This window comes from Pseudomonas rubra, from assembly GCF_028656935.1.
Lineage (GTDB): Bacteria > Pseudomonadota > Gammaproteobacteria > Pseudomonadales > Pseudomonadaceae > Aquipseudomonas > Aquipseudomonas rubra.
This window is the reverse complement of record NZ_JAMDGZ010000002.1, coordinates 39,701-57,363: the sequence shown is the minus strand read 5'-3', so window position 1 is coordinate 57,363 and position 17,663 is coordinate 39,701. Positions and strand designations below refer to the sequence as shown.

At 62.2% G+C, this 17,663-nt stretch carries 17 protein-coding genes and 1 pseudogene; 16 read left to right on the top strand and 2 right to left on the bottom strand.

Annotation, left to right across the window (positions count from 1 at the left end):
• The first annotated feature begins 54 nt into the window (after positions 1-54).
• From M5G17_RS01005 to M5G17_RS27480, 4 genes and pseudogenes are all read left to right on the top strand, one after another.
• The gene (locus M5G17_RS01005) at positions 55-285 is read left to right on the top strand and encodes a hypothetical protein (RefSeq protein WP_273891176.1); all 231 of its coding nucleotides are present in this window, start codon (positions 55-57) and stop codon (positions 283-285) included.
• Positions 282-584 carry a cell division protein ZapA gene (locus M5G17_RS01000; protein WP_273891175.1) on the top strand — a complete coding sequence of 101 codons (303 nt, stop codon included), beginning with the start codon at positions 282-284 and terminating at the stop codon, positions 582-584. The genes M5G17_RS01005 and M5G17_RS01000 overlap by 4 nt, the downstream gene beginning before the upstream one ends.
• A 152-nt stretch (positions 585-736) precedes the next feature.
• Positions 737-1,813, top strand: a pseudogene (locus tag M5G17_RS27485) (cache domain-containing protein); the annotation flags it as partial.
• Positions 1,814-1,936: 123 nt separating this feature from the next.
• The gene (locus tag M5G17_RS27480; RefSeq protein ID WP_420793605.1) at positions 1,937-2,674 is read left to right on the top strand and encodes a methyl-accepting chemotaxis protein; all 738 of its coding nucleotides are present in this window, start codon (positions 1,937-1,939) and stop codon (positions 2,672-2,674) included.
• A 90-nt stretch (positions 2,675-2,764) separates the two neighbouring features.
• Here M5G17_RS27480 and M5G17_RS00990 read toward each other — a convergent pair whose 3' ends face one another.
• Positions 2,765-3,805: a threonine aldolase family protein gene (locus M5G17_RS00990; RefSeq protein ID WP_273891173.1), complete on the bottom strand. Its 1,041-nt coding sequence runs from the start codon at positions 3,803-3,805 to the stop codon at positions 2,765-2,767.
• A 251-nt stretch (positions 3,806-4,056) separates the two neighbouring features.
• On the opposite strand from M5G17_RS00990, the gene glyA reads away from it, so the two are divergent.
• The 12 genes from glyA (at position 4,057) to M5G17_RS00930 (ending at position 16,708) form a co-directional block, all read left to right on the top strand.
• Positions 4,057-5,310, top strand: a complete 1,254-nt coding sequence (glyA, locus tag M5G17_RS00985) for a serine hydroxymethyltransferase (protein ID WP_273891172.1) — start codon at positions 4,057-4,059, stop codon at positions 5,308-5,310.
• Between the two features lie 20 nt (positions 5,311-5,330).
• Positions 5,331-6,581, top strand: a complete 1,251-nt coding sequence (locus M5G17_RS00980; protein WP_130266651.1) for a sarcosine oxidase subunit beta family protein — start codon at positions 5,331-5,333, stop codon at positions 6,579-6,581.
• Positions 6,582-6,595: 14 nt separating this feature from the next.
• Positions 6,596-6,925 (top strand): sarcosine oxidase subunit delta, encoded by a 330-nt coding sequence (locus M5G17_RS00975; protein ID WP_130266650.1) that lies wholly within the window; start codon positions 6,596-6,598, stop codon positions 6,923-6,925.
• Entirely contained in the window at positions 6,922-9,939 is a 3,018-nt protein-coding gene (locus M5G17_RS00970; RefSeq protein WP_273891171.1) for a sarcosine oxidase subunit alpha, read from the top strand. Before M5G17_RS00975 ends, M5G17_RS00970 begins: the two co-directional genes overlap by 4 nt.
• A 137-nt stretch (positions 9,940-10,076) precedes the next feature.
• A complete protein-coding gene (locus M5G17_RS00965) occupies positions 10,077-10,709 on the top strand; it encodes a sarcosine oxidase subunit gamma (RefSeq protein WP_273891169.1) in 633 nt (210 codons plus the stop codon).
• A gap of 11 nt (positions 10,710-10,720) precedes the next feature.
• The gene (gene purU / locus M5G17_RS00960) at positions 10,721-11,578 is read left to right on the top strand and encodes a formyltetrahydrofolate deformylase (RefSeq protein ID WP_273891168.1); all 858 of its coding nucleotides are present in this window, start codon (positions 10,721-10,723) and stop codon (positions 11,576-11,578) included.
• Positions 11,579-11,755: 177 nt separating this feature from the next.
• Positions 11,756-12,955 carry a formaldehyde dehydrogenase, glutathione-independent gene (fdhA, locus tag M5G17_RS00955; protein WP_273891167.1) on the top strand — a complete coding sequence of 400 codons (1,200 nt, stop codon included), beginning with the start codon at positions 11,756-11,758 and terminating at the stop codon, positions 12,953-12,955.
• A gap of 143 nt (positions 12,956-13,098) precedes the next feature.
• On the top strand, positions 13,099-13,665 hold the full coding sequence (locus M5G17_RS00950) for a DUF2780 domain-containing protein (protein ID WP_273891166.1): 567 nt from the start codon (positions 13,099-13,101) through the stop codon (positions 13,663-13,665).
• 71 nt (positions 13,666-13,736) lie between these two features.
• A complete protein-coding gene (locus M5G17_RS00945) occupies positions 13,737-14,165 on the top strand; it encodes a DUF350 domain-containing protein (protein WP_273891165.1) in 429 nt (142 codons plus the stop codon).
• A gap of 16 nt (positions 14,166-14,181) precedes the next feature.
• Positions 14,182-14,931: a DUF1190 domain-containing protein gene (locus M5G17_RS00940; protein WP_273891164.1), complete on the top strand. Its 750-nt coding sequence runs from the start codon at positions 14,182-14,184 to the stop codon at positions 14,929-14,931.
• A 13-nt stretch (positions 14,932-14,944) separates the two neighbouring features.
• A complete protein-coding gene (locus M5G17_RS00935) occupies positions 14,945-15,541 on the top strand; it encodes a DUF1190 domain-containing protein (RefSeq protein WP_273891163.1) in 597 nt (198 codons plus the stop codon).
• A gap of 9 nt (positions 15,542-15,550) precedes the next feature.
• Positions 15,551-16,708, top strand: a complete 1,158-nt coding sequence (locus tag M5G17_RS00930; RefSeq protein ID WP_273891162.1) for a glutathionylspermidine synthase family protein — start codon at positions 15,551-15,553, stop codon at positions 16,706-16,708.
• Here M5G17_RS00930 and M5G17_RS00925 read toward each other — a convergent pair whose 3' ends face one another.
• Positions 16,709-17,596, bottom strand: coding sequence for an acyltransferase (locus M5G17_RS00925; protein WP_273891161.1), 888 nt, complete (start codon positions 17,594-17,596; stop codon positions 16,709-16,711).
• Between the last annotated feature and the right edge of the window lie 67 nt (positions 17,597-17,663).

Here is a 17,663-nt window from a genome sequence, read left to right as displayed (position 1 = left end):
ACGCGGACTTTTCTTTATCGTGTGCGCCCCCTGAAATACCCCGAGAAGGCAATCATGATGGAAACTTCCCTTAGTCAACTGGAGCAACTGGTCAGCGACCTGGTGCAAAAGAATCAGCAACTGACCGAGCGCAACGCGCAGATCAGCGCGGAACTGGCCCAGGCCAAAGATGAGAACGACAGCCTGCAACTGAGCCTGCTGGAGCAGGAAGAAAAGCAGGGTGCCACCGCTGCACGCATTCAGGCGCTGGTTGAACGTGCCAGCGCTGGTGCCGTGAACGCATGAAAACCTCAGCTCAGCCGATCAATGTCGTGTCGATCCTGGGCAGCGACTATTCGATCAAGGCCCCCGAAGGCCAGGAGCAGGCGCTGGCACAAGCGGTGCAGATGCTCAATGCCTCATTGGCCGACACCAAGCGTAAATACCCCACCCTGATCGGTGACAAGCTGCTGGTACTGGCAGCCCTCAACCTGTGCTCGCAGCAGATTGATCTGCAACAGCAGCACCAGCAGGCCCTCGACCGTTACCAAGAGCAAGTCAACGCCACGGTCGATGTGATTGCCCGGACCATCAGCAACAACTGATTGCTTCCAACCCTCGTCATACCTTTTGCCAGCTCACCACCTTCGGGAGGGTGGGCCGGCATTGCTGTGGATCACTGTAATTATTGTATTTTCTATTGTATACAATTGGCCTGTCTATTGCACTACAGAGCTTATTTACCCAGGGGAAATACATGCAGTTCTGGCGGCGCAGTATCCAGTGGCAATTGATCGCAAGCATGGGCGCAGCGCTGTTGCTGAGCATTCTGATCGTGGTCGGCATCTACAGTGTGGCGGTCAATCGCCTGACCGAGCGTTACCTGGTCGACACCGCCTTGCCGGCAAGCATTGAGGCGATTCGTAACGACATCGAGCGAATGCTTGGCCGGCCGCTGACGGCGGCGGCCGATATCGCCAACAACACCTTGCTGCGTGATTGGCTGGCGGCGGGTGAAGACAGTGCCCAGGCGCCGCAATTCATCGAGTACCTGGAAGCCTTGCGCCAACAGAACCATGCCTTTACCGCGCTGTTTGCCGCTACGGCGAGCAACCACTACTACAACGAGAAGGGCCTGGATCGCACCCTCAGCCGCAGCAATCCGGCGGACAAATGGTTCTTTGGCTTTATCGACAGTGGCAACCCGCGCTTGCTGAACATCGACACCGATGGCAGCACGGGCGAGCTGGCGTTGTTCATCGACTACCGGGTGGAGAAGGCCGGGCAGTTGGTGGGTATCGCCGGCCTAGGCCTGCGCATGACCGAACTGTCCGAGCTGATTCACAACTTCAGTTTTGGTGAGCGCGGGCGGGTGATGCTGGTGCGCGGCGATGGTTTGATCCAGGTGCATCCGCAAGCAGAGTTCAGCGGCAAGCGTCAGCTGGCCGAACAGATTGGCGGCGAGGCTGCCAAGGTGGTCCTGAGCCGGGAGCAGGGCCTGCACAGCAGCCGCTTCGAGCGTGATGGCGAGAGTTACCTGGCCTTCAGCTTACCGTTGCGTGACCTGAACTGGACGCTGGTCGCCGAGGTGCCAGAAGCCCAGATCTACGCCCAGGTACGCGAGACGGTCTGGCTGACCAGCTTGATTGGTGCGGTGGTCGCGCTGGTGTCGCTGTTGCTGGTGGTGCTGCTGGCACGCGGCATCGTGCGGCCGATCCGGCGCGTGACCGACGCCTTGATGGCAATCGGCAATGGCGGTGGCGACCTGACCCGGCGCCTGGACGAAAACCGTGCAGACGAGCTGGGCGACCTGGCCCGCGGTTTCAATCGCTTTCTCGATAGTCAGCGTGACCTGATCGGTGAAGTGTTGAGCACCAGCGAGCGTCTGCGCGGTTCGGTCACGCAAGTGACGCAAGTGGTGGAAAGCACCGCTGAACGTTCGGCCCGTCAGCAGGAAATGACCGAGATGGTTGCCACGGCCGTGCATGAGATGGGCCTGACCGTACAGGACATCGCCCAGAATGCCGGCAATGCCGCGCTTGCCTCGCAAACCGCGCGCAGCGAAGCGCTCCAGGCCCGGGACGTGGTGCGTCGCTCGATTACCCAGATCGAGGGCATGTCGGAGGAGATTGGCCAGGCGGCCAGCGCGGTGGGCGAGCTGGCCACGGAAGTGGCGTCGATTGATGAAGTGCTGGCGGTGATCCGCAGTATTTCCGAGCAAACCAACCTTCTGGCGCTTAACGCAGCCATCGAGGCGGCGCGGGCAGGGGAGATGGGCCGCGGATTTGCGGTGGTCGCCGATGAAGTGCGGACCCTGGCGCGGCGCACCCAGGTGTCCACCGATCAAGTGCAGCAGATGATCCTGCGCCTCAAGCAGGGCGCTGGCAGCGCGGTTGCGTCGATGCAGGCCGGGCAGGCGGCGACTGGGACAGGGGTGGAGTCAAGTCAGCAGACAGGTGCTTCGCTGAGCACCATCACCGAGCAGGTCGAGCACATCAGTGACATGAACCATCAAGTGGCGACGGCGACGGAAGAGCAGTCGGCGGTCACCGAGGAAATCAACCGTACGGTGCAGGGCATTTCTGATCTTGCGCGGGAGACGGCGGCAGATGTGCAAGGCTGTCGCCAGGAGTGTCAGGCATTGCGGGGGTTGGCTGATGATCTGGCACGGCAGATGGGAGGGTTCAGGCTCTAAATCGGGGGTGAGTTCATCGCTGGCAAGCCAGCTCCCAAAAGTAACGTGTATGCAGTACCTGTGGGAGCCGGCTTGCCGGCGATGGCGCCGTCAGGCGCCCATTACAGCGCGGATATCCGCTGCCAGCTCACGCACCCGTGCCTCTTCGGTATCCCACGAGCACATGAACCGCGCGCCGCCGCTGCCAATGAAGGTATAAAAACGCCAGCCCTTGTTACGCAAGGCTTCCAGCGCCGGTTCCGACATCTGCAGGAACACCCCGTTGGCTTGCACCGGGAACATCAGCTCGACCCCTGGCACATCGCTTACCAGCTCGCTGAGTAGCTGCGCGCAGCGGTTGGCGTGTTTGGCGTGGCGCAGCCAGGCGCCGTCTTCGAGCAGGCCAACCCAGGGGGCCGAGAGGAAGCGCATCTTCGAGGCCAGTTGCCCGGCCTGTTTGCAGCGGTAGTCGAAGTCTTCTGCGAGGTCGCGATTGAAGAACAGGATTGCCTCGCCCACCGCCATGCCGTTCTTGGTACCGCCAAAGCACAGCACATCGACCCCGGACTTCCAGGTCAACTCGGCCGGGGTGCAGCCCAGAAAGGCGCAGGCGTTGCTGAAGCGCGCGCCGTCCATGTGCAGGTTCAGGCCCAGCTCCTTGCAGGTGGCGCTGATCGCCTTGAGCTCGTCGGGGCGGTAGACGCTGCCCACTTCGGTGGCCTGGGTGATGGTCACCACGCGCGGCTTGGGATAGTGAATATCCTGGCGCTTGAGCGCCACTTCGCGGATCGACTCAGGGGTCAGCTTGCCGGCTTCGCTGCGTGCGGTGAGCAGTTTGGAGCCGTTGGAGAAGAACTCCGGTGCGCCGCATTCGTCAGTCTCGACGTGGGCGGTCTCGGAGCAGATCACGCTGTGATAGCTCTGGCACAGGGATGACAGCGCCAGCGAGTTGGCCGCGGTGCCGTTGAAGGCGAAGAATACTTCGCAGTCGGTTTCGAACAGTTTGCGAAAGTATTCTGAAGCGCGTGCCGTCCATTGGTCGTCGCCGTAGGCGCGCTCATGGCCCTGGTTGGCCTTTTCCATGGCGGCCCAGGCTTCTGGGCAGATACCTGAGTAGTTGTCGCTGGCGAATTGTTGGCTTTGATCTGTCATGACACTGTCCTGTGAACGATGCAGGTGAGCACTGTAAATAAGATTTCTGAAGCCGCCTATACCAAGCGTCGCGGGGTAAGACCGTTCCTACGAAGCCTTGTAGAAGCGGGCTTACTCCGCGATGAGGCTGCATGTCGTAAACGCACCTTTGCAAGGCGTGCGTAGGCATCTGGGCTGTCTGCGCCAGTCATACCATCGCTCAAAAGGGCAATTGCCTGACAAGACCCATGCCGCTGCCGGGAGAGACTGCGATGTTCAGCAAGCAAGACCAGATCCAGGGTTACGACGATGCACTGCTGGCGGCAATCAATGCCGAAGAGCAACGCCAGGAAGATCACATCGAGCTGATCGCCTCGGAAAACTACACCAGCAAGCGCGTCATGCAGGCCCAGGGCAGCGGCCTCACCAACAAATACGCCGAAGGTTATCCGGGCAAGCGCTACTACGGTGGTTGCGAGCATGTGGATAAGGTCGAGCAACTGGCGATCGATCGCGCCAAGCAGCTGTTCGGTGCCGACTACGCCAACGTCCAGCCGCACTCCGGCTCCTCGGCCAACAGCGCGGTGTACCTGGCCTTGCTGCAGGCCGGCGATACCATTCTGGGCATGAGCCTGGCCCACGGCGGCCACCTGACCCACGGTGCCAAGGTGTCGTCCTCGGGCAAGCTGTACAACGCCGTGCAGTACGGCATCGACACCAAAACCGGTCTGATCGACTACGACGAGGTCGAGCGCCTGGCCGTTGAGAGCAAACCGAAAATGATCGTTGCCGGGTTCTCGGCCTACTCGAAAACCCTCGATTTCCCACGTTTTCGTCAGATTGCCGACAAGGTGGGCGCCTACCTGTTTGTTGACATGGCCCACGTTGCCGGCCTGGTTGCCGCTGGCCTGTACCCGAACCCGCTGCCATACGCCGACGTGGTCACTACCACCACCCACAAGACCCTGCGCGGCCCGCGTGGCGGCCTGATCCTGGCGCGCAGTAACGAAGAGATCGAGAAGAAGCTCAACGCCGCTGTGTTCCCTGGCGCCCAGGGCGGCCCGCTGATGCACGTGATCGCGGCCAAGGCCGTGTGCTTCAAGGAAGCGCTGGAGCCGGGCTTCAAGACCTATCAACAGCAGGTGATCGACAACGCCCAGGCCATGGCCAAGGTGTTCGTCGAGCGTGGCTACGACGTGGTTTCCGGCGGCACCGACAACCACCTGTTCCTGGTCAGCCTGATCCGCCAGGGCCTGACCGGCAAAGACGCCGACGCCGCCCTCGGCCGCGCGCACATTACCGTCAACAAGAACGCTGTGCCCAACGATCCGCAGTCGCCGTTCGTCACCTCCGGCCTGCGCATCGGCACCCCGGCGGTCACCAGTCGCGGCTTCAAGGTCAGCCAGTGCGTGGAGCTGGCCGGCTGGATCTGCGACATCCTCGACAACCTCGGTGATGCCGATGTCGAGGCCGATGTGGCGAAGAACGTGTCGGCACTCTGTGCAGATTTTCCGGTTTACCGCTGAGTGGTCCAGGAGTAAAGACTATGCAACGTTACTCAGGCTTCGGCCTCTTCAAGCACTCGCTCAGCCACCACGAAAACTGGCAGCGCATGTGGCGCACGCCGACCCCGAAAAAAGTCTACGACGTGGTCATCGTCGGCGGTGGCGGCCATGGCCTGGCCACCGCCTATTACCTGGCCAAGGAACACGGCATCACCAACGTGGCAGTAGTCGAGAAGGGCTGGTTGGGTGGCGGCAACACCGCGCGCAACACCACCATCGTCCGCTCCAATTACCTGTGGGATGAGTCGGCGCACCTGTACGAGCACGCCATGAAGCTCTGGGAAGGGCTGTCGCAAGACATCAACTACAACGTGATGTTCTCCCAGCGCGGCGTCTACAACCTCTGCCACACCCTGCAGGATATTCGCGATTCGGAGCGTCGGGTCAGCGCCAACCGCCTCAACGGTGTGGATGGTGAGTTGCTCAATGCCCAGCAGGTAGCAGATGAAATCCCCTACCTGGACTGCTCGAAAAACACCCGCTATCCCATCCTCGGTGCCACCGTGCAACGCCGTGGCGGTGTTGCCCGTCACGATGCTGTGGCCTGGGGCTTTGCCCGCGCCGCTGACGCCCTGGGCGTGGACCTGATCCAGCAGACCGAAGTGATCGGCTTTCGCAAGGAGAACGGCGTGGTCATCGGCGTCGAGACCAACAAGGGCTTTATCGGTGCTAAACGTGTGGGCGTGGTCACCGCCGGTAACTCCGGGCACATGGCCAAGCTTGCCGGTTTCCGCCTGCCGATCGAATCGCATCCGCTGCAGGCGCTGGTGTCTGAGCCGCTCAAGCCGATCATCGACAGTGTGATCATGTCCAACGCCGTGCACGGCTATATCAGCCAGTCGGACAAGGGCGACCTGGTCATCGGTGCCGGTATCGATGGCTGGGTCGGCTACGGCCAGCGCGGCTCGTATCCGGTAATCGAGCACACCTTGCAGGCCATCGTCGAAATGTTCCCGATCCTCTCGCGGGTGCGCATGAACCGCCAGTGGGGCGGGATCGTCGACACCACGCCAGACGCTTGCCCGATCATCTCCAAGACCCCGGTGAAGAACATGTTCTTCAACTGCGGCTGGGGCACCGGCGGCTTCAAGGCCACCCCGGGCTCGGGCAACGTGTTTGCCGCAAGCCTGGCCAAGGGCGAAATGCACCCGCTGGCCAAACCCTTTTCCATCGACCGTTTCCACAACGGTGCACTGATCGACGAACACGGCGCCGCCGCTGTCGCCCACTAACAGGAGAAATCCCCATGTTGCATATCTTCTGTCCCCACTGCGGCGAGCTGCGCTCCGAAGAGGAGTTCCACGCTGCAGGCCAGGCGCACATTCCCCGGCCGCTGGACCCCAACGCCTGCACTGACGAGGAGTGGGGCGACTACATGTTCTTTCGCGATAACCCCCGTGGCCTGCACCACGAACTGTGGATTCACGCCGCCGGCTGTCGCCAGTACTTCAACGCCACGCGTGACACGCTGACCTACGAAATTCTGGAAACCTATCCGATCGGCGCCAAGCCGCAGGTCACCGGCAAAAGCACCAGCCCGCAGTTGGCAGTCAGTGGTCAGGGAGAAAAGGTATGAGCCAGGTCTATCGCCTGTCCAACGGTGGTCGTATCGACCGCAGCAAAGTCTTGAACTTCACGTTCAACGGCCAGACCTACCAGGGCTTTGCCGGTGACACCCTGGCCGCTGCGCTGCTGGCCAACGGCGTGGATATCGTCGGGCGCAGCTTCAAGTACTCGCGCCCGCGCGGGATCATCGCCGCAGGCTCCGAAGAGCCCAATGCCATCTTGCAGATCGGCGCCACCGAAGCCACCCAGGTGCCCAACGTGCGTGCCACCCAGCAGGCGCTGTACGCCGGCCTGGTCGCTACCAGCACCAACGGCTGGCCGAATGTGAACAACGACGTCATGGGGATTCTGGGCCGGGTCGGCGGCAAGCTGATGCCACCGGGCTTCTATTACAAGACCTTCATGTACCCGCAGTCGTTCTGGATGACCTACGAGAAGTACATCCGCAAAGCCGCAGGCCTGGGCCGTGCGCCGCTGCAGAACGATCCGGACAGCTACGACTACATGAGCCACCACTGCGATGTGCTGGTGGTGGGCGCCGGCCCCGCCGGCCTGGCTGCCGCGTTGGCGGCGGGCCGCAGCGGTGCGCGGGTGATTCTGGCCGATGAGCAGGAAGAGTTTGGCGGTAGCCTGCTCGACAGCCGTGAAACCCTCGACGGCAAGCCTGCCGCCGACTGGGTTGCGGCAGTCGTGGCCGAGCTTGAAGCACTGCCGGAAGTCACCCTGCTGCCACGGGCGACGGTCAACGGCTACCACGACCATAACTTCCTCACCATTCACGAACGCCTGACCGACCACTTGGGCGATCGCGCGCCGATCGGCCAGGTACGTCAACGCATGCACCGGGTACGCGCCAAGCGCGTGGTGCTGGCCACCGGTGCCCATGAACGGCCACTGGTGTACGGCAACAACGATGTGCCGGGCAACATGCTCGCCGGTGCGGTGTCGACCTACGTGCGCCGTTATGGGGTCGCGCCGGGCCGCAAGCTGGTGCTTTCGACCAACAACGATCATGCCTACCGTGTGGCGCTGGATTGGCACGACGCTGGCCTGAAAGTGGTCGCCGTCGCCGACGCCCGCCACAACCCTCGCGGTTCGCTGGTGGAAGAGGCGCGGGCCAAGGGAATCCGTATCCTTACCTCCAGTGCAGTGATCGAGAGCCGTGGCAGCAAGCACGTCAGTGCCGCCCGAGTCGCCGCCATCGATGTCAGTGCGCATAAAATCAGCAGCCCTGGCGAGTGGCTGGACTGCGACCTGGTGGCCACTTCCGGCGGCTACAGCCCAGTGGTGCACCTGGCTTCGCACCTGGGCGGCAAGCCGATCTGGCGTGAAGATATTCTGGGGTTCGTCCCGGGTGATGCACCGCAAAAGCGCGTGTGCGTCGGCGGCATCAACGGTGTGTTCGCCCTCGGCGACACCCTTGCCGATGGCTTTGAAGGCGGCGTGCGTGCCGCCACCGAAGCCGGCTTCAAGGCCGTGCTGGGGGTGATCCCGAAAGTCCTGGCACGCCAGGAAGAACCGACCGTGGCGCTGTTCCAGGTGCCCCATGACAAGAACACCGCACGGGCGCCGAAGCAATTCGTCGACCAGCAGAACGACGTCACCGCCGCGGCCATCGAACTGGCTACCCGCGAAGGCTTCGAGTCGGTCGAGCACGTCAAACGCTACACCGCCCTGGGCTTTGGTACCGATCAGGGCAAGCTCGGCAACATCAACGGCCTGGCGATTGCCGCCCGCTCCATGGGCATCACCATCCCGGAAATGGGCACCACCATGTTCCGCCCCAACTACACGCCGGTCACCTTCGGCGCGGTGGCGGGCCGGCACTGCGGTCATTTGTTCGAGCCGGTGCGCTTTACCGCCCTGCATGCCTGGCATGTGAAAAACGGCGCCGAGTTCGAAGACGTCGGCCAGTGGAAGCGCCCTTGGTACTTCCCGCGCAATGGCGAAGACATTCATGCCGCCGTGGCCCGCGAGTGCAAGGCAGTACGCGACAGCGTCGGCCTGCTCGATGCCTCGACCCTGGGCAAGATCGACATCCAGGGCCCGGATGCGCGCGAGTTTCTCAACCGTATCTACACCAACGCCTGGACCAAGCTTGATGTTGGCAAGGCGCGCTATGGCCTGATGTGCAAGGAAGACGGCATGGTCTTCGACGATGGCGTGACCGCCTGCGTCGGCGACAACCACTTCATCATGACTACCACCACCGGTGGTGCGGCGCGGGTGTTGCAGTGGCTGGAGATCTACCAGCAGACCGAATGGCCGGATCTGAAGGTGTACTTCACCTCGGTCACCGACCACTGGGCAACCCTGACCTTGTCGGGCCCCAACAGCCGCAAGCTGCTCAGCGAAGTGACCGATATCGACTTGGACAAGGACGCTTTCCCGTTCATGACCTGGAAGGAAGGCCTGGTGGGCGGTGTACCGGCGCGGGTGTTCCGTATCTCGTTCACCGGTGAGCTGTCGTATGAGGTCAACATCCAGGCCAACTACGCCATGGGCGTGCTGGAGAAGATCGTCGCCGCCGGCAAACAGTACAACCTGACCCCGTATGGCACCGAAACCATGCACGTACTGCGGGCCGAGAAGGGCTTCATCATCGTCGGCCAGGACACCGACGGCTCGATGACCCCGGACGACCTCAACATGGGCTGGTGCGTTGGCCGCACCAAACCGTTCTCGTGGATCGGCTGGCGCGGGATGAACCGCGAAGACTGCGTGCGCGAGAACCGCAAGCAACTGGTGGGGCTCAAGCCGGTGGACCCGAACCAATGGCTGCCTGAAGGCGCGCAACTGGTGTTCGACCCCAAACAAGCGATCCCGATGGACATGGTTGGCCACGTCACTTCCAGCTACGCCAGCAACTCCCTGGGCTATTCCTTCGCCATGGGAGTGGTCAAGGGCGGGCTCAAGCGTATCGGTGATCGGGTCTACTCGCCCCAGGCCGATGGCAGCGTGATCGAGGCGCAGATCTGTTCTTCGGTGTTCTTCGATCCGAAGGGCGAGCAGCAGAACATCTAACGCAAGGTTGATGCAGTACCTGTGGGAGCTGGCTTGCCAGCGATGCAAGGCGAAGCCTTGCGGGGCTCCCATCGCTGGCAAGCCAGCTCCCACAGGGATCGCGTTACCAGGTTCACAGAATTCAAGGCAGGTGTGTAATGAGCACGATCAACGTCTACCAGCAACGCCCCGGCAATGACGCCAAGGCTGAAACGCCACTGCACCACGCCGACCTGGCCAGCCTGGTCGGCAAGGGCCGCAAGAACGCCGGGGTGACCCTGCGCGAGAAGAAGCTCCTCGGCCACCTGACCCTGCGTGGCGATGGCAAAGACCCGGCCTTTGCCGGCGGCGTGTTCAAGGCCCTGAGCCTGGAACTGCCGGTGGCCCTGACGGTGGTTGCCAATGGCGAGATGTCGCTGCAATGGCTGGGCCCGGATGAGTGGCTGCTGATTGTCCCGGCTGGCGAAGAATTTGCCGCCGAGCAGAAACTGCGCGATGCCCTCGATGGTCTGCATATTCAGATCGTCAACGTCAGCGGCGGGCAAACCCTGCTGGAACTGAGCGGCCCCAACGTGCGCGACGTGCTGATGAAATCCACCAGCTACGATGTACACCCAAACAACTTCCCGGTGGGCAAGGCGGTCGGTACGGTGTTTGCCAAGTCGCAACTGGTGATTCGCCGCACCGGTGAAGAAACCTGGGAGCTGTTGATCCGCCGCAGCTTCTCCGACTACTGGTGGCTGTGGTTGCAGGACGCCTCCGCCGAATATGGCCTGAGCATTCAGGTTTAAGGAGCAATGCCATGAGTCGCGCACCGGACACCTGGATTCTCACCGCCGACTGCCCGAGCCTGCTCGGTACAGTCGATGCGGTGACGCGTTACCTGTTCGAGCAGCACTGCTACGTCACCGAGCACCATTCGTTCGATGACCGGCTGTCCGGGCGCTTCTTCATTCGCGTGGAGTTCCGCCAGCCGGATGACTTCGACGAAGAAAGCTTTCGTGCAGGCCTGGCCGAACGGGGCGAGGTGTTCGGCATGCTGTTCGAACTGACCGCGCCCAAGCACCGGCCGAAGGTGGTGATCATGGTCTCCAAGGCCGATCACTGCCTCAACGACCTGCTGTATCGCCAGCGCATCGGCCAGTTGAGCATGGACGTGGTTGCGGTGATTTCCAACCACCCGGACCTTGAGCCCCTGGCCCACTGGCACCGCATTCCCTATTACCACTTTGCCCTCGACCCGCATGACAAACCGGCCCAGGAGCGCAAGGTGCTGCAAGTGATCGAGGAGTCCGGCGCGGAGTTGGTGATCCTTGCCCGTTACATGCAGGTGCTGTCGCCGGAGCTGTGCCGCAAGCTCGACGGCTGGGCGATCAACATCCATCACTCGCTGTTGCCGGGTTTCAAGGGCGCCAAGCCCTATCACCAGGCCTACAACAAGGGCGTGAAACTGGTGGGCGCCACCGCGCACTACATCAACAACGACCTCGACGAAGGGCCGATCATCGCCCAGGGTGTCGAGGCGGTGGATCACAGCCATTACCCCGAAGACCTGATTGCCAAAGGCCGTGATATCGAGTGCCTGACATTGGCGCGGGCGGTGGGGTATCACATCGAGCGGCGGGTGTTCTTGAACGCCAACAGAACAGTAGTGCTCTGAAGGCCGCCATCGCTGGCAAGCCAGCTCCCACAAGTACTGCATGCAGCGGACCTGTGGGAGCTGGCTTGCCAGCGATGAGGCCCTCGAGTCAGGAAAAAGATTCCAGTAACACAGCGCAGCCCCGAGGCTGCGCACTTTGCACCGCTACATAACAACAAACTTTAGCGAGGTAAAAGCATGTCTGGTAATCGTGGTGTGGTGTATCTGGGCGGCGGTAAGGTCGAGGTGCGGAATATTGACTACCCGAAAATGCAGGATCCGCGTGGCAAGAAAATCGAGCACGGGGTGATTCTGCGGGTGGTCTCCACCAACATCTGTGGCTCCGACCAGCACATGGTCCGCGGCCGTACCACTGCCCAGGTTGGCCTGGTCCTGGGCCATGAAATCACCGGTGAAGTCATCGAGAAGGGCAGGGATGTCGAGAACCTGCAGATCGGTGACCTGGTGTCGGTGCCCTTCAACGTCGCCTGTGGCCGCTGCCGCTCGTGCAAAGAGCAACACACCGGTGTCTGCCTCACCGTCAACCCGGCGCGCGCCGGTGGTGCCTATGGCTATGTCGACATGGGCGACTGGACCGGCGGCCAGGCCGAGTACGTGCTGGTGCCCTATGCCGACTTCAACCTGCTGAAACTGCCGAACCGCGACAAGGCCATGGAGAAGATCCGCGACCTGACCTGCCTGTCGGACATTCTGCCCACCGGTTACCACGGTGCGGTCACCGCAGGCGTTGGCCCGGGCAGCTCGGTCTACATCGCCGGTGCCGGTCCGGTAGGCCTGGCAGCCGCTGCCTCGGCGCGTTTGCTGGGGGCTGCGGTGGTGATCGTCGGTGACGTCAACCCGGTACGCCTGGCCCACGCCAAGGCTCAGGGCTTCGAAATCGCCGACCTGTCCCAGGACACGCCGCTGCATGAACAGATCGCCAACCTGCTGGGCGAGCCGGAAGTCGACTGCGCGGTCGATGCGGTGGGCTTCGAGGCCCGTGGCCACGGCCATGCTGGTGCCAAGCACGAAGCCCCGGCCACCGTACTGAACTCGTTGATGGGCGTGGTGCGGGTAGCGGGCAAGATCGGTATCCCCGGCCTGTACGTTACAGAAGACCCGGGCGCCGTGGATGCCGCTGCGAAGATTGGCGGCCTGAGCATTCGCTTTGGCCTGGGCTGGGCCAAGTCGCACAGCTTCCATACCGGGCAAACGCCGGTGATGAAGTACAACCGCCAACTGATGCAGGCGATCATGTGGGACCGTATCAACATTGCCGAAGTGGTGGGTGTGCAGGTCATCAGCCTCGATCAGGCACCTGAAGGTTATGGCGAGTTCGATGCCGGTGTGCCGAAGAAATTCGTGATCGATCCGCACAAGCTGTTCAGCGCGGCCTGAAGATCCCATCACTGGTAGCACCAGCTCCCATAATGTGGGAGCTGGCTTGCCAGCGATGAGGCCAGCACAGGCAACGGAACAATCCCCCACCCACAAGGTCAAAACTTCGTTTTCCCTGCCTTAACGGCTGACGAGGTCTCTCCATGAAACGTTTCGCACTGGTTACCCTGATGGCCCTGGCCGCCACCCCGGTCTTCGCAGGCTTCAACCTCAATGACGCGGCCAATGTCTACAACGCCGCCAAGGGCAACAGCGGCGATGCCTCGGTGCAGGCCCCAGCCGCGTCGGCGAATTTGCTCAATACCCTCGGCACCGAACTCAAAGTTACTCCCGAACAAGCCATCGGCGGCACCGGGGCTCTGCTGGGCTTGGCCAGGAACCAGCTCAGCAGCGGCGATTACGAGCAGCTGAGCAAAGCTGTCCCCGGCCTCGACCTGCTCTCCGGCGAGAAGGCTCTCGGCGGCTTGAGCGGCCTGGGCGCGCTGCTGGGCAAGAGCGACCAGTCTTCGGCCCTGAGCAATGCCCTGGGCAATGTCAAAGACAGCAACGACCTGAACAACGCCTTCAGTGCGCTGGGTATGGATACCGGGATGATCGGCCAATTCGCCCCGCTGATCCTGCAGTACCTGGGCCAGCAAGGCGTCGGCGGCTCGCTGCTGCAGAGCTTGGGCAGCCTGTGGGGCACCGGCGCTGGCGTGCCTTCCGTTTAAGGCAGGTATTTGCGTGGGCGGGGTGGTGTGCTATATGTCCCGCCCCGTTTTACAAGGAAGTGTGATTCGCCATGTTCATGGATGCCCTGAAGATGTCTTTACCTGCCGACGCCGTGCTCGGCTTTATGGTCTACATGCTCGGCGCTGCCGTGCTGTTCGCCCTCTACGCATTCATCTACACCCGCCTGACCCCCTACAACGAATTGCGCCTGATCCGCGAAGGCAATAATGCCGCAGCCATCGCCCTGGCCGGTGCGCTGATCGGCTTTGCGATTCCGGTGGCCAGCGCCATTTCCCATTCGATTTCCCTGCTCGACTTCCTGCTCTGGGCGCTGATTGCGGCTGTGGTGCAGTTGCTGGCGTTCGTGGTGGTCAACCGCTGCGTCAAAGGCATGGCTGAGCGGGTTGCCCGCCAGGAGACCGCCTCGGCCATTCTGCTAGCTGCCGTGGCCATCGGCATTGGCCTGCTCAACGCCGCCTGCATGACCCCCGCCGCCTGATCAGGGACGATCGACAATGAAACGCAGCAAAACCATTCGCCTGGTCGCCCTGGGCAGCCTGCCCCTGGTGCTGTCCGCCTGTGGCGACCGGCCGACTAAAATCGTCAGTGAAACCAAGCGCTATCAAGACGTCGACTACTGCGTCATGGACGGCAAGCCGCGCCAGGTATGCCAGCAGGCCTGGGTCGCCGCGCAAAACCACCATGCCGCCAACGTCCCGCGCTTTTTGACCGCCGAGGCCTGCGAAGCGGTCTATTTCAAGTGCGACTTCCGGCGCTACGCCAACAACTACATCCCGCCGATGGAAGGCTTTGCCCTGACCACCGAACGCCAGGTGTATGCCGATGAGGAGCAAGACAGCAGTTCGTCGTCGAGTGGAGGCTCCGGCGGCGGGCGTGGCTACTACGAGTACACCGATACCGACCCGCGCTATTCGTCCGAGGCGATCTACCACGAGCGAGACGGGCGCAATGCGTTCAAGGTCAGCACCCTGACCGAACAGGTGGCACAGCACAATTACTACGGTGGCCTGGATACCTCGCATCCGGCTTCGCAACCGTTCAGCGAAGCCGCGCAGCATGCGGCAACGAGTGGCGGCGCAGGCGCTGCAACCAGCGGCGACCCGGCGCACGTGAGCAGCGCTCATCCAACGATCATCCCGGCGATTCACCCGAACAGCATGATCAGTTCGGCGCGCCCATTTGCAGTTGGCACCCACAACGGTTTTGTCTCGCGTGCTTCGGGGCGTGGTGGCTTCGCTTCCTGAACGGGGTCAACTGATGAAACGCAGTAAATCGCTGCGCCTGCTCGTCTTGGGTAGCCTGCCTCTGGCGCTGAGTGCGTGCGACAGCCAGGTGGCGGTGATCAAACCGTTGAGCGAGGTGCGTCACCATCAGGGCGTGCAGCAGTGCATCGGCAGCGGTACCCGTGCCGATGCTTGCAATGAGGCTCGGGATGTCGCCCAGCAGTTGCACTATGCCCACGCGCCGCGTTTCGACGACCTCAATGCGTGCCAGCTGCGCTTTGAGCACTGCCAGCAGGCCGAGGGCAACGGGGTTTTTTTGCCAGACATGGACGGTTTCAACCTGATCACCGAGCGCCAGGTCTATGACGACGGGGTGCCGATTGATCAGACGCACTGGACCAGCTTGCGCTATGTCGATGCCGCGCCGCGCTACCTGGCGGAGCCGGTGTACCGAGCGCGGACGGGGCGCGAGGTTTTTGCCAGCAGTGCATTGAGTGAGCAGGGTAGGGCCGATGTGGCACCTGCCCAATTGCGGGTTTTAGCCGCTAACAGCTACGGCTCGACGCGCTGGTTGACCGTCGATAACAACGGCTTCAATAGCCGTTCATCTTTGCGCAGCTACAGCACCTGAGGATTGCAGATGAAGCGAGTCTCCATCGCCCCGCGCCCGGACTGGCGCGCCACCGCCGAGCACTTCGGCTTCAACTTCCACACCTTTGGCGACGAGCCCTACTGGGACGAGTCGGCCTACTACCAGTTCAGCCTGCGGCAGATCGAAGACGACCTCGAAGAGCCGACCCGCGAACTGCACGAGCTGTGCATGGCACTGGTGGCCGAGGTGGTCGACAGTGAAGAACTGCTCGAACGCCTGGCCATCCCGGCGCCGTACTTTGACCTGATCCGCCGCTCGTGGCGCGACGGTCACCCGCATTTCTACGGGCGCATGGACCTGTGCTACGACGGCAAGGGCCCGGCCAAGCTGCTGGAGGCCAACTACGACACGCCAACGTCACTCTACGAGGCCAGTTTCTTCCAGTACCTGTGGCTGGAGCAGCAGATGCAGCGTGGCGGGTTGCCGGCCGATGCCGACCAGTTCAACAGCCTGGAAGATAAACTCACCCAGGTGATGGGCGCCAACACCTTCGCCACGCCGTTCTACTTTTCCTCGGTAAAAGACTCGATCGAAGACCGCGGCACCGTCGAATACCTGCGCGATATCGCTCTGGGCGCTGGGCTGGATGCGCGCCTGGTGGACATGGAAGACATCGGCCTGAGCCGCGGCGGGCGTTTTGTCGATGACGTCGGTGCACCTATCCCCAGCCTGTTCAAGCTCTACCCCTGGGAAGACATTTTCCACGACCCCTACGGCCCGGCGATTGCCAACAGTGGCACCTTGTTCGTCGAGCCGCCATGGAAGGCGATCCTCTCCAACAAGGGCATGCTGGCGCTGCTCTGGGAGCGTCACCCGGGCCACCCGAACCTGCTGCCAGCGTTCATCGAGCAAACGCCGGGAGTCAGCCTGGACAAGGGCTGGGTGCGCAAACCGTTCTTCTCGCGCGAAGGTGCCAACATCGAAATTCACACCGGCAGCGGCCAGCGGGTGGTTGAAGACGGACCCTATGGCGGCGGGCCGAGCATCATCCAGCAGTTCCAGGCGCTGCCGCGTTTTGGCGACAGCTACACAGTGATCGGCAGTTGGGTGGTCGGCGACCTGCCGGCGGGCATCGGCATTCGTGAAGACAACTCGCTGATCACCAAGGACAGCAGCCGCTTCCTGCCCCACGCAATCATCGGCTGATCAGCGCAGCTCGGCGCGCAGGGCCTCGATACGGGCGTCCTTGGCGTGCCAGAGCTGGTTGACCCAGTCCTGCACGGCCTGGCGCAAAGCCGGGTCGTTCTCGTAGTCGCCATTCCACAGCGCCGGGTCCAGTTCATGCACCTGGATATCGATGATCACCCTAGGCAGATTTCCACTGAGCAGGTCCCAGAAACCAGGGGCCTTCTCGCCAGGGTAGACGATGGTGACGTCAAGCAAGGCGTCGAGTTGTTCGCCCAGCGCTGCCAGCACGAAGGCCACGCCACCGGCCTTGGGCTTGAGCAGATGCTTGAACGGTGAGTGCTGGGCGGCGCGTTTGGCTTGGGTAAAGCGCGTGCCTTCCAAGTAGTTGACCACGGTCACCGGCTGGCGCTTGAACAGCTCGCAGGCGGCCTTGGTAATCTCCAGGTCCTGGCCTTTGAGCTCGGGGTGCTTGTCGAGGAAGGCCTTGCTGTAGCGCTTCATGAACGGGTAGTCCAGCGCCCACCAGGCTAGGCCCAGCAAGGGTACCCAGATCAGCTCCTTTTTCAGGAAGAACTTGAAAAACGGAATGCGTCGGTTGAGCACCTGGATCAGCGCCGGGATATCTACCCAGCTCTGGTGGTTGCTGACGGCGAGATAGGATGTGTCGGTCCGAAGGTCGGCGGCGCCGCGCACATCCCAGATCGTCGGGATGCACAGGCGGAAGATCAGTTTGTCGATTTCGGCCCAGGTTTCGGCGATCCACATTACCGCCCACGAGGCGTAGTCACGGTAGCGGCCGGGCGCGATCAGTTTGAACAGGGCAAAGACCATCAGCGGGCCGATCAGGACCAGCGTGTTGAGCAGCAACAGCAAGGTCACAAGAATGCCCGTCAGTAAGCGGCGCATAAGAAAGCTCTTATATTCAAGTAAACGGTCGGCAATGATAAGCACCCTGCCGGCATACGCCAAATGC